Source organism: Niveibacterium sp. COAC-50, assembly GCF_013184235.1.
GTDB lineage: Bacteria > Pseudomonadota > Gammaproteobacteria > Burkholderiales > Rhodocyclaceae > Niveibacterium > Niveibacterium microcysteis.
Window position 1 is genome coordinate 621,903 of the sequence record NZ_JABCJM010000001.1, and the last position, 12,607, is coordinate 634,509.

Annotated in this window: 7 protein-coding genes; 4 read left to right on the forward strand and 3 right to left on the reverse strand. The window is 64.8% G+C overall.

Annotated elements, in window-relative coordinates:
• Positions 1 to 182: 182 nt before the first annotated feature.
• The 3 genes from purL to HH302_RS02885 are packed head-to-tail and all read left to right on the forward strand — an operon-like array spanning position 183 to position 5,803.
• Positions 183 to 4,118, forward strand: a complete 3,936-nt coding sequence (gene purL / locus HH302_RS02875; protein WP_172197954.1) for a phosphoribosylformylglycinamidine synthase — start codon at positions 183 to 185, stop codon at positions 4,116 to 4,118.
• On the forward strand, positions 4,076 to 5,242 hold the full coding sequence (locus HH302_RS02880; RefSeq protein WP_216661745.1) for an outer membrane protein assembly factor: 1,167 nt from the start codon (positions 4,076 to 4,078) through the stop codon (positions 5,240 to 5,242). The genes purL and HH302_RS02880 overlap by 43 nt, the downstream gene beginning before the upstream one ends.
• A gap of 60 nt (positions 5,243 to 5,302) precedes the next feature.
• Entirely contained in the window at positions 5,303 to 5,803 is a 501-nt protein-coding gene (locus HH302_RS02885; protein WP_172197957.1) for a pullulanase-associated domain-containing protein, read from the forward strand.
• 46 nt (positions 5,804 to 5,849) lie between these two features.
• On the opposite strand, the gene HH302_RS22405 is transcribed toward HH302_RS02885, so the two are convergent.
• Both HH302_RS22405 and otnI read right to left on the reverse strand, forming a co-directional pair.
• Positions 5,850 to 8,792: an HD domain-containing phosphohydrolase gene (locus HH302_RS22405; protein ID WP_172197960.1), complete on the reverse strand. Its 2,943-nt coding sequence runs from the start codon at positions 8,790 to 8,792 to the stop codon at positions 5,850 to 5,852.
• A 58-nt stretch (positions 8,793 to 8,850) separates the two neighbouring features.
• Entirely contained in the window at positions 8,851 to 9,651 is an 801-nt protein-coding gene (gene otnI / locus HH302_RS02895) for a 2-oxo-tetronate isomerase (RefSeq protein WP_253945980.1), read from the reverse strand.
• Between the two features lie 340 nt (positions 9,652 to 9,991).
• Between otnI and HH302_RS02900 the strand changes: the two genes are divergently transcribed.
• Positions 9,992 to 10,771: an endonuclease gene (locus tag HH302_RS02900; RefSeq protein ID WP_172197963.1), complete on the forward strand. Its 780-nt coding sequence runs from the start codon at positions 9,992 to 9,994 to the stop codon at positions 10,769 to 10,771.
• 67 nt (positions 10,772 to 10,838) lie between these two features.
• On the opposite strand, the gene HH302_RS02905 is transcribed toward HH302_RS02900, so the two are convergent.
• Positions 10,839 to 12,476, reverse strand: coding sequence for an electron transfer flavoprotein-ubiquinone oxidoreductase (locus tag HH302_RS02905; protein WP_172197966.1), 1,638 nt, complete (start codon positions 12,474 to 12,476; stop codon positions 10,839 to 10,841).
• Positions 12,477 to 12,607 lie beyond the last annotated feature (131 nt).

Below are 12,607 nucleotides of genomic sequence, written 5' to 3' on the forward strand. Positions count from 1 at the left end.
GCTGGACTCCCGTCTCAATAACACTCTGTTCAAGTTTGGGCCGCGGCGAGCCGTTTCAAGAGCCTTCGAAAGCCTCCCGGAAAGTCGCCAAGTGCCGGTATAATCTACGTTTTTTCAAGGGCGGCGCCCATTCAGCGCACCGCTCGCAACCGAATCCCCTGGCTAGCCCCTTCGGAACCACCATGCCCGAGATCCTCAAGCTGCGTGGCGCGCCCGCGCTTTCCGCTTCCCGTCTGGAGCGCCTCACGGCCCAGCTCAAATCCGCCCTGCCGAAGTTGAAGGGGCTTGCCGCTGAACACTGGTACTTCGTCGAGATCGACGCGCCGCTCGCTGGCGACGAGGCCGAGCGCTTGGCCGACCTGATCGGCGCCTATCCGCAGGGTGACGCGCCCGCGGGCGAACTGCTGCTGGTCACGCCGCGCCTGGGCACGATCTCGCCCTGGTCGTCGAAGGCCACCGACATCGCGCACAACTGCGGCTTCGCGAAGATCAAGCGGATCGAGCGCGGCACCGCCTACACGCTTGAAGTGCGTGGTGGCCTTGATGCCGAAGCCCGCGCTGCCGCGCTGCCGGTGCTGCACGATCGCATGACCGAATCGGTGCTCGACAATGTCGACGCTGCGCACGGCCTTTTCGCCCACTATGCGCCGCAGCCGCTCACCACGGTCGACATCATCGGCGGTGGCCGTGTCGCGCTGGAAGTGGCCAACGGCGAACTGGGCCTGGCCTTGTCGGATGACGAAATCGACTACTTGGTCGACAACTTCACGAAGATGGGCCGCAACCCGACCGACGTGGAGCTGATGATGTTCGCGCAGGCGAACTCTGAGCACTGCCGCCACAAGATCTTCAACGCCAGCTGGGTGATCGACGGCCGCGCCGAAGAGAAAACCCTGTTCGGCATGATTCGCGATACCCACAAGGCGCAGCCCGAGCACACCGTGGTCGCGTACTCGGATAACGCCGCGATCTTCGAGGGCGCCGAGGTCCAGCGCTTCTATCCGGAGAAGGATGGTCGCTGGAGCTACAAGCCGGAGCTGACCCACATCCTCGCCAAGGTCGAGACGCACAACCACCCGACCGCGATCTCGCCCTTCCCGGGCGCGTCGACCGGCGCGGGCGGCGAAATCCGCGACGAAGGCGCGACCGGCCGTGGCTCCAAGCCCAAGGCGGGCCTCGCGGGCTTCACCGTGTCGAACCTGCGTATCCCGGGCTATGAGCAGCCCTGGGAAGTGAACTACGGCAAGCCGGAACGCATTGCCTCCGCGCTGCAAATCATGATCGACGGCCCGCTCGGCGCGGCCGCGTTCAACAACGAGTTCGGCCGCCCGAACCTGACCGGCTACTTCCGTGCCTTCGAGCAGGAAGTGATGGGCGAGGTGCGCGGCTACCACAAGCCGATCATGATCGCGGGCGGCGTCGGCAGCATCCAGGCCGAGCAATCCTTCAAGAGCGACTTCGCACCCGGCACGCTGCTGATCCAGCTCGGCGGCCCCGGCATGCTGATCGGCCTGGGCGGCGGCGCTGCCTCGTCGATGGCGACCGGCACCAATACCGCGGATCTGGACTTCGCCTCGGTGCAGCGCGGCAACCCGGAAATCGAGCGTCGCGCTCAGGAGGTGATCGATGCCTGCTGGCAGCAGGGCGAGAACAACCCGATCCTGGCGATCCACGACGTTGGCGCGGGTGGCCTCTCCAACGCGATGCCGGAACTGGCCGATCACGCCAAGCTGGGCGCGCACTTCGAGCTGCGCAACATCCAGATCGAAGAGCCGGGCATGAGCCCGCGCGAGATCTGGTCGAACGAAGCGCAGGAGCGCTATGTCCTCGCGATCTCGCCGGACCGCCTGGCCGACTTCGAAGCGATCTGTGTGCGCGAGCGCTGCCCGTTTGCGGTGCTCGGCACCACCACGGCCGATGGCCGCCTGACGGTGAGCGACAGTCACTTCGGCAATAAGCCGGTCGACATGGACATGCAAGTGCTGCTCGGTAAGCCGCCGCGCATGACGCGCGACGTGGCCAAGCGCGACATCTTCCTGCCGCCGCTCGATACCACCGCGGTGGACCTGGCGGACGCCGTGGGCCGCGTGCTGCGCAACCCGACCGTCGCGTCGAAGAACTTCCTCATCACCATCGGAGACCGTTCGGTGGGCGGCCAGACCGCGCGTGATCAGATGGTCGGCCCGTGGCAGGTGCCGGTGGCTGACGTCGCGGTGACTACTGCCAGCTTCCACGGCTACCTGGGTGAAGCGATGGCGATGGGCGAGCGTACGCCGCTCGCCTGCGTGTCGCCGGCAGCGTCTGGTCGCATGGCGGTCGGCGAGTCGGTGACCAATCTGCTCGCCGCTGATGTGTCGGACATGAAGCAGATCAAGCTCTCCGCCAACTGGATGGCCGCCTGCGGCCACCGTGGCGAGGACGCCCACCTGTTCGCCACCGTGAAGGCGGTGTCCGAGTTCTGCCAGGGCGCACAGCTGGCGATCCCGGTTGGCAAGGATTCGCTGTCGATGAAGACGGTGTGGCAGGACGAAGGCGCCGAGAAGAAAGTCGTTGCACCACTGTCGCTGATCGTGACTGCCTTCGCGCCGGTCGGCGATGTGCGCCGCACCCTGACGCCGGAACTCAAGACCCTGCCGGGTGTGGAGACAGAGCTGGTGCTGGTCGATCTGGGCCGCGGCAAGCATCGCCTGGGTGGTTCGGTGTTTGCGCAGTGCTTCAACTCGGTCGGCGAACACGCGCCGGATATCGATGCGGAAACGCTGAAGGCCTTCGTGGCCGCGATGGCCGAGCTCAAGCGCGATGATCGCGTGCTCGCCTATCACGACCGCGGCGATGGTGGCCTGCTCGCCACCGTGGCCGAGATGGCCTTCGCGGGCCACACCGGCGTGTCGCTGGAGCTCGATTCGATCGCCTACGACGGCCACCTGTCGGATGTGGATGGCGGCGAGAAGAAAGCCGGCATGCTCGCCGGCCGCTTCAACGATCGCGTGCTGGCGGCGCTCTTCGCCGAAGAACTTGGCGCAGTGATCCAGATCCGCCGCGACCAACGCGATGCGGTGCTGGCCACGCTGACCGCGCACCAACTCGGTGGCGCCGCCCACTTCATCGGTCAGCCGAACGATCGCGATGAACTGCGCATCTGGCGCAACGCGAAGATGATCTTCGCCGCACCGCGTGCAGAACTGCAGCGCGCCTGGAGCGAAGTCAGCTACCAGATCGCGAAGATCCGCGACGACGCCACCTGCGCACAGGAAGAATTCGACGGCCTGCTCGACGCCAGCAACCCGGGCCTGTCGGTATCGCTGTCCTTCGACGCGGCCGACGACATCGCTGCGCCGATGATCGCTACCGGCGCGCGGCCGAAAATCGCGATCCTGCGCGAGCAGGGCGTGAACTCGCAGGCCGAAATGGCCTCCGCGTTCGAACGCGCCGGCTTCGAGCCGTTTGATGTGCACATGTCCGACCTGTTCTCCGGCCGCTACACGCTGGACCAGTTCAAGGGCCTCGCGGCCTGCGGCGGCTTCTCGTACGGCGACGTGCTGGGCGCGGGGCAGGGCTGGGCGAAGTCGATCCTGTTCTCGGATGCCTTGCGCGCACAGTTCGAGGCTTTCTTCGGCCGCAGCGACACCTTTGCGCTGGGCGTCTGCAATGGTTGCCAGATGATGGCGCACCTCGCTCCGATCATCCCCGGTGCAGAGTGCTGGCCTACCTTCCAGCGCAACCGCAGCGAGCAGTTCGAAGCGCGCTTCGTGATGGCGGAGATCCCGGAAAACCCGTCGATCCTGTTCGCCGGCATGGCGGGCAGCCGCATGCCGATCGTGGTGTCGCACGGCGAAGGCCGCGCGGTGTTCGACGGCATCGATGCGCAGGACAACGCGAAGATCGCGCTGCGTTACATCGACAACGCGGGTCAGGTGGCTACGCGCTACCCGGCGAACCCGAACGGTTCGCCCGCGGGCATCGCGGGCCTGACGACGCCGGACGGCCGCTTCACGATCATGATGCCGCACCCGGAGCGCTGCCGCCGCACGCTGCAGATGTCCTGGGCGCCGGACTTCCTCGGCGAGGATTCGCCGTGGATGCGCATGTTCCGCAACGCGCGCGTCTGGCTGGGCTGATGACTGCCTTGCTGGTTCGTGGCGGCACCTTGCTGTTGGGGCTGTGTGCCGGGGCTGCGTTTGCCGCGCCGGAGAAGTTCACCGACCCCGAGGATGGCCGCTTCGACACCAGCGAGTATCTGCTCGACTACAAGGGCCTGCTGCCGGTCCCGGTGATCATCACCGAGCCGGCCGTGGGCTACGGCGGCGGCATGGTGGCCGCGTTCTTCGATCAGTCGATGTCCGAGGCGGCGCAGAAGAACCTGGAGGAATCCGGGCGCGCAGCACCGCCGAACATCTCGGCGATCGGCGGCTTCAAGACCGAGAACGGCACCTGGGGTGGCTTCGCCGGCCACATGCACACCTGGCAGGGCGACCGCATCCGCTATCTCGGTGGCGTCGCGAAGCTCGACATCCGGCTCGACTACTATGGCCTGACTGGCCAGGCCCGGCGTTACGGCGTCGAGGGCCTGGGCACGGTGCAGCAGGTGCTGATGCGCGTTGCGGATACGCCGTGGCTGGTTGGCGCGCGCTATGCCTATCTCGACTCCACGATGAGCTTCGAGCGGGAGCGCCCGCCTGAACTGCTGCCGGAATCGACCAAGGCGCGCATCGGCAGCGCCGGCTTGCTGGTCGACTACGACACCCGCGACAACTTTCTCTCGCCCAACAAGGGTACCTACGTCGAGGGTGAAGCCAACTTCATCCGCCCGGCGCTCGGCGCATCGATGAGTTTCGATCTGTACGGGCTGCGTGCATACCATTGGTTGCAGCTCGCCCCGCAGTGGGTGCTCGGCCTGCGCGGCGACTACCAGCATGCGACGGATGGCGTGCCGTTCTGGGGCCAGCCTTTCGTCAAGCTGCGCGGTATTCCGGCAGCACGCTATCAGGACCGCAGTACCGCGGTCGGCGAACTGGAACTGCGTTGGGCGCTCGACGAGCGTTGGTGGCTGGTCGGATTCAGCGGTGCCGGCAAGGCCTATGGCCCGCGTACCGAATTCAGTGCGGCAGAGATCGCTTACGCCTGGGGCGGCGGTTTTCGCTATCTGATCGCCCGCAAACTCGGCTTACTGGCTGGCCTCGATGTCGCCCGTGGTCCGGAAGACAGTGCTTTCTATATCCAGGTGGGCAGTGCCTGGCGTTGATCGCGAGGCGCGGCCCTTTGGTGCATTCCTCCCAAAAACAACAGTCATACAGAGCCAGCCATGAAGTGTTCGTCAATCATCCAAGCCTCCATCCTTAGCCTCGGCGTCTCGGCGCTGGTGGCATGCAGCAAGGAAGAACCCCCGGTCGCGCAGTCGGCACCGCAAGTCGCTGCGTCCGCGCCAGTGGCGGCCGAGCAATCGCAGCCGGTAGCGAGCGGCACAATCGGTGCCGTGAAGCCCGGGTCCGTGCGTTTCCACTACCAGCGCGTCGGTGGCGACTACGAGGGCTGGGGCGTGTATGCGTGGAAGGGCGTCAAGGACGAACCGCCGAAGTGGCCGGGCAATCTGGCTTTTGAAGGCAAGGACGCGTTCGGTGTCTACCTCGATATCGCTGTGTCGAGCGAGGCTGCGATGATGGACTTCCTGATCACCGATGGCACCGGCAAGAAGGATTGCGCGACCGATCAGTCCGTCACCTTCCCGCCGACGATCGCGCAGCGTGGTACCGAGGTGTGGATCAAGTCGGGCGATTGCAAGGTGTACACCGAGCAACCGCTCTGACGCCCCGGCGCGTCTGCCCGGACGGCCGGCCTGATGCCGGCCGTTTTCATTTCTGCGCGCTTGCGTGGGCGCCAAGGTAGCGTTCGATATCCACCGCGTCGACGTACTGCGGTTGCATGAAGCGCTGCGCGTAGTCGCGATACACGCCCGCGCGCAGGAACAGCGCGAAGAGCTCTGCGTCGATGTGCTGCTCGTCGCGCATGCGCGCCATGATGGCGATCGCCTCCGACAAGGTCTTCCCCTTCTTGTAGGGGCGATCGATGGCGGTGAGCGCCTCGAAGATGTCTGCAATCGCCATCATCCGCGCCAGCGGGCTCATCTCGCTGCCTGTGAGGCGCTTCGGGTAGCCGGTGCCGTCCATCTTCTCGTGGTGCCCGCCGGCAATCTCCGGCACCTGTTGCAGATGCTTCGGGAAGGGCAGTTGCGACAACATGACGATCGTCTGCACGATGTGATCGTTGATCTTGTGCCGGTCCTCCGCCGTCAGCGTGCCGCGGCCAATCGAAAGGTTGTACAACTCGCCTCGGTTGTAGCGCAGGGCCGGCGTATCGAGCCGGAAGCCCCACGGGTTGTCGGTGCCGATATGCTCTGCCGCGCCGCGCGCGATGGCGTGTTCCGGCTTGTCCGCAAGCAGCGCCTCCTGCGCCGGCAGCGGCGCGGCGGGGATCATTGCCTTGCGCTCGCGCTCTTCATGCGAGATGCCGATGCGGTCGTCCAGCGTGCGCAGCCAGGTCCGTGCGGCGATGCGTTGCAGTCGTGCCTGATGTTCCGGCGCCATGAATTCGCCACCTTCATTGCAGCTTGCAACGAAGGCGAAATCGGCGTCGAGCGCGGCGAGTTCACGGTCGAGCTCGGCTTCCGCCGCTTCGCGCGGCTCACCGTCAAGGATGCGGCGCAGCGTCGCGATTTCCGCGTCGCGCTTGAGTACCTCGAAGCGGGTACGGATTTCGTGAATGCGGTCGTAGATCGTCTCCAGCTTGGTGGCCTTGTCGACGACGTACTCGGGTGTTGTGACCTTGCCGCAGTCGTGTAGCCACGCGGCCACATGCACCGCCTCCCACGCCTCTTCGCTGAGCGCGAAGTCCTTGAATGGGCCGCTGTCTGCGGCGCAGGCAGCGCGTGCCAGCATCTTTGTAAGCTCAGGCACGCGGGCGCAATGGCCGCCGGTGTAGGGGCTCTTCGCGTCGATCGCGGATGCAATCAGTTTGATGAAGGCTTCGAACAGCGCCTTCTGCGCTTGCACCAGTTCGCGCGTTTCGAGCGAGATTGCCGCCGTGCCAGACAGCGCGCCGATGAAGCTGCGTTTGGCGTCGTCCGCTCCCGCCGCGCCGAAGAGCAGCATCGCGCCGACCCGCTGCTGCTTGCGGTTGTAGAGTGGTACCGCGAGCGAAGCCACCGCGGGGGCGGCGAACCCGTCGACATCCAGTTGGGCCGCCTGCAGTTCGGCCGCGCTTACCGATCCCGCCATTACTCCGGTCGTCGAGGAATCCAGCGCGCCCTGCAGCAGTGCGGGCAGGGCATCAAGCGCGAATGATCTGGGCTCACTCGGGATCTCGGTTTCGCCCTTGCGGTTGATCGCTGCCGCCGTAAGGCGTGTGCCGCTCGCGTCCGCAAGGTAGAGCACGCCGCCGGTGGCCTGCGCCGCGTCGATGACCTCGTTGAGCAGACGCGGCAGCAGGCGTTCGAAGTTGTCTTCCGCCGCAATCGCCGACGAGATGTCCAGGAAGCGGCGGATCGTCCGCTTCATCCCTTGCATCGTCGCGGCGAGATCATCCACCTCCTGCACCAATGAGCTCACCACGATCGGCCGAGTGAAATCGAAGTGCCGGATTGCGTCAGCCTCGCCGACCAGTCGGCGCAGCGGATTGGCCACTGCACGCGCAACAACCAGCGTGAGCGGGATCGCGAGCAGCATCACGATGGCGGTGGCAAACAGCAGCTCGTTGCGCAGTTCCCGCGCGTGAGCGAGCAATTCGTCATCGGGCACGGCGAGCGCGAGGAAGAGCGGGCGCGCGTCGCTGCCAGGCAGGCGCACCGCGGCGGTGTGCCAGTCACGGCCGTCGATGTGAAGCGCTTTCGGATGCGGCGCGGTGTCGGTTGCTACGGTTTTGCCCAGATGCGCGAGCGCCGGGCTTCCGAAGGATTCGAGCTGCACCAGCTGCGGCCGTTCGCCGTTGCGGTCGCTGCGCACGACCCGTTCGATCTGGTCCGCGGCGATTACCCGGCGCTGTGCATCGAAGATCACCAGTTGCGTGCCGGGCGTGAACTTCTGTTGCTTCAGCAGATCCGCGACCGTCTCGAGCCGGATGTCGATCCCGACGATGGCGTGCGGGTCGATGCTGCGCCGCGCCAGCGTTACACCGACACGTGCGGTGGTGAAGAAGACGTAGGGGTCGGTACGGATCACACCCGTAGCGGCGCTCGCCTGTTTGTACCAACCGCGTTCGCGCGGGTCGTAGCTTGCATAGCTGTCGCGGGCATCGCGGCCAAGTGGGCGCAACTCGTTGTCAAAGAACAGGAATTCGCCAACCGTGCCGCGCGCATCGCGCTCGACGCTCTGCACCGCGTAGGTGGCGCCAGCGGGCGCGTTCAGGAGCTTGATCGTTTCCGGATCATCGAGCTTGCGGACCAGAAAGAAGTCGCCGTCATCGTAGCCGGCATAGACCGAGGTGGCGGAGGGCGTCGATTCCAGCGCGCGGGCATAGAAACCGAGGCTGTCGAGCCTGTCCGGCAGGTTGCGGGCACGGACCACCCGCTGCTCGGCCTGCAGGCTGAGCGCGGTTTGCGCTGGCGCGACGATGCCCTCGAGCTGGTTCGTCGTCTCGCGCACGATCCGGGTGAAGACATCCTGCACGGCTTCTTCGATGATCTCGGCGCTGCGCGCATACGAGAGCCATGCGAGCAGGCCCCCGATGGCAAGCAACATCACGAAGAACAAGGTCGTGATGTGGACGTAAAGCGGGAAACGTCTGCCAGACGGTCGATCCATGACTGCCCTCTACGTGCGGCGCGGAGCAGTCAGTTTAGGCGGTTTGGCCGCCGGCGGATCAGCGCGCGGTCAAGCGCTCCCGCCAGCGCAGGCCGGCTACCGTGTCGGCCGCGGGGCGATATTCGCAGCCGATCCAGCCCTCGAAGCCGGCGGCGTCGATCTGCGCGAACAGCATTCGATAGTCGAGCGTACCGGTATCGGGTTCGTTGCGACCCGGGCTGCCGGCGATCTGGATATGCGCAACCTGTGGTTGGGCGACCGCGAATGTGGCACCGACATCGTTCCCAACGCGATGCACATGGTAGGCGTCGAATTGCAGCCGCAAGTTCGGCTCGCCGACTTCGGCAATGATCTCCAGCGCCTGCGAGACGTGGGTGAGGAAGTAGTGCGGCATGTCGCCCGGGTTGATCGGCTCGATCAACAGCTCGATGCCGCTGGGCGCGAGCCGTCGGCATGCCTGGCGCAGGTTCTGGATGTAAACATGGCGTTGCAGGCTGTGCGGCAGATCCGGATCGGTGAGACCGGCCATCGCGTGAAGCCGCTTCACGCCCAGTGCGCGCGCATGCAGCAGGGCGAGTTCCACGCTGGCCGCGAAGTCCTGTTCGCGACCCGGTTGCGCGGCGAGTCCGCGTTCGCCGTTGGCCCATTCGCCGGGCGGCAGATTGAACAGCACGGTCTGCACGCCGGCATCACGCTGCCATCGCGCTACCGCTTCCGGGGTGTAGCCATAGGGGAAGAGGAACTCGACGGCATCAAAGCCCGCCCTGGCAGCGGCCTGGAATCGATCAGGGAAGTCGAGTTCGGTGAACAGCCAGGACAGGTTCGCTGCAAAGCGCGGCATGGCGGCAAGTGGGTTCAAGGACTGCCACTCACCATACCTGAATGTCGGTGCCTCGCGATACGAAGCCAAGACTGCCGGTCCCTGCGCAGCCCGGTCGGGTATCCGCATCTACGTGCGGTTGTTGGGAAATGGCAACACTTTGAGCCGCCAGATCGCACTGCATGCTCATGTGTCACCTTCAGTCAGATCAGAGACTTGCCTGCGTGCCCGCCGCAGAGCTTCGAATTTGATGATGAATCAATAAATCAGTGCAATGAGGGGTAACGTCACCTAGTTGCTAGATTCCCGACCGCACGGCAGCAATGACGTGTGTGGTGGGGGCTCGGGGCCATGCAATGCAAGATCTGGAGTAGATGAAATGCACAAGCGTATTGGTAGTTTGGTTTTCGCTCTCTTGTTGGTGTTGCCGGGCCTTGCCGCGGCAGCTGGCGAAGTGGCGTTGAAGAAGGCGAACAGCTACGTTTCCTACTACCGTGGGTACTGGCACAACGGCCGTTTTGAGGTCGAGGTCGCCAATCTTGGTTACCAGAAGCAGGTGGCCGCCTACATCAAACAAGCAAACGGTACCTGGGCCGACTTCCCGCTCAGCTACGTGCGCGGCAGCGGCGCCAACAAGGAGATCTGGGCCGCCGACTTCTCGTCGTATTCGTTGCCCGATTCCGTCGGCAACACGATCGAGTTCGCGGTCAAGTACTCCGTTAACGGAACCACTTTCTGGGACAACAACGGCGGCGCGAACTACAAGCTCGGTAAGGGTGCTGGTGCCTTGCTTGGCAATGGCGTGAATGTCTACGGCGCGAACTACAGCGCGGAGATCTACGCTGGCGCAGGCGTCACCACATGGTCGGGCTACGTGACGGTGCGCAACCTTGCGTATGCGAAAGACGTGAAGCTTGTGTATTCCACCGACAACTGGGCGACGTCGAGTACCGCGGTAGCGACATTCAGCAAGGACTTCTGGTCGTCGAGCTATTACAGCATCGGCAACCCGAACACGATGGGCTTCGAGGAGTGGCGCTATCAGCTGAACGTTGGCAACGCCTCACAGGTGGAGTACGCAATCTCGTACACCGTGAACGGCGTGACCTATTGGGACAACAACAACGGCCGCAACTACTTCAGCCGCATCTTGCGCTGAACACGCGCTTCGCGCAGTAATGAAAACGCCCGCATTGCCGCGGGCGTTCTTCTTTGCGCGCTGGCGCTTACATCTGCTGGTAGATCGGGCCTTCACCGCCCTGCGGCACGACCCACACGATGTTCTGCGTCGGATCCTTGATGTCGCATGTCTTGCAGTGCACGCAGTTCTGCGCGTTGATCTGCAGGCGCGGGCCGGCCTCTTCGCGGACGATTTCGTAAACGCCAGCCGGGCAGTAGCGCTGCTCCGGCGCGTCGTACTCCGCGAGGTTCACCTTCACCGGCACGCTGGCGTCCTTCAGCTGCAGGTGGCAGGGCTGATCTTCCTCGTGGTTGGTGTTCGACAGGAACACCGATGAGAGGCGGTCGAAGGTCAGCACGCCGTCGGGTTTCGGGTAGGTGATCGGGGCGCACTCCGATGCCTTCTTCAGCTTCGTGTGATCGGCGGTGTTGTGCAGCGTCCACGGTGCCTTGCCGCGCAGCAGTTGCTGGTCGATGCCGTAGAGCAGGGTGCCGAGCCACAGGCCCTTGGCCATGTACGGTTTGAAGTTGCGCGCCCGATACAGTTCGTCGAACAGCCAGGATTGCTTGTAGGCCGCCGGATAGGCGACCAGCTCGTCCTGCGCGCGGCCAGCAGCGACCGCCTCGAAGGCGGCGTCACCGGCCATCATGCCGCTCTTGATTGCGGCGTGGGAGCCCTTGATCCGCGCCGCATTGAGGAAGCCCGCGTCGTCGCCGATCAGCGCGCCCCCCGGGAAGGTGAGCTTGGGCAGGCTTTGCACGCCGCCGGCCGTGATTGCACGCGCGCCGTAGGCGATGCGCTTGGCGCCGTCGAAGTAGCCCTTGATCGACGGATGCGTCTTGTAGCGCTGAAATTCTTCAAACGGCGACAGATGCGGGTTGCTGTACCCGAGGCCCACCACAAAGCCGATCGCCACCAGATTCTCGCCGTAGTGGTACATGAACCCGCCGCCGTAGGTGTCGGGGTTCATCGGCCAGCCAGCGGAGTGCAGCACCAGACCTTTCTGGAACTTCTCCGGCTTCACCTCCCACAGCTCCTTGATGCCGATGCCGTAGGTCTGCGGATCAACGCCGTCGCGCAGGTTGAATTTCGCTTCGAGCTGCTTGCCCAGGTGGCCGCGGCAGCCTTCGGCAAATAGCGTGTACTTCGCATGCAGTTCCATGCCTGGCTGGAAGTTGCCGCCCGGTTCGCCGTCGCGGCCTACGCCCATGTCGCCGGTGATGACGCCCTTCACGCGGCCCTGCTCGTCGTAGAGCACCTGCGCGCCGGCAAAACCCGGATAGACCTCGACACCCAGCGCTTCGGCCTGCTCGCCCAGCCAGCGTGCCAGCATGCCGAGGCTGATGATGTAGTTGCCGTCGTTCTTCAGCGTGGCCGGCGTGGCCCAGTGCGGTACTTCGGTGGCTCCGGATTCGGAGAGGAACAGCACGCGGTCGTGCGTGACGGCGGTTTCGAGCGGGGCGCCGAGTTCCTTCCAGTTGGGGAACAGTTCGTTGATCGCGCGCGGATCCATCACCGCGCCAGACAGGATGTGGGCGCCGATCTCGGCGCCTTTCTCGATCAGGCAGACGCTGACGTCCTGACCTTTCTCCTGTGCCAGTTGCTTGATGCGGATCGCCGCCGACAGGCCCGCAGGCCCGCCACCCACCACCAGCACGTCGAATTCCATCGACTCGCGTTCCATTCCTACACTCCTGGAAAATTCAGCCCGTCTGCGCGACCGGTGTCCGCAAAACGTCATTCACCATACGGTACGGTATGGTAGATTACCCCCGTGATGCGCCTCGAATCAAGGCGCGAAAACCCGGAGACAGA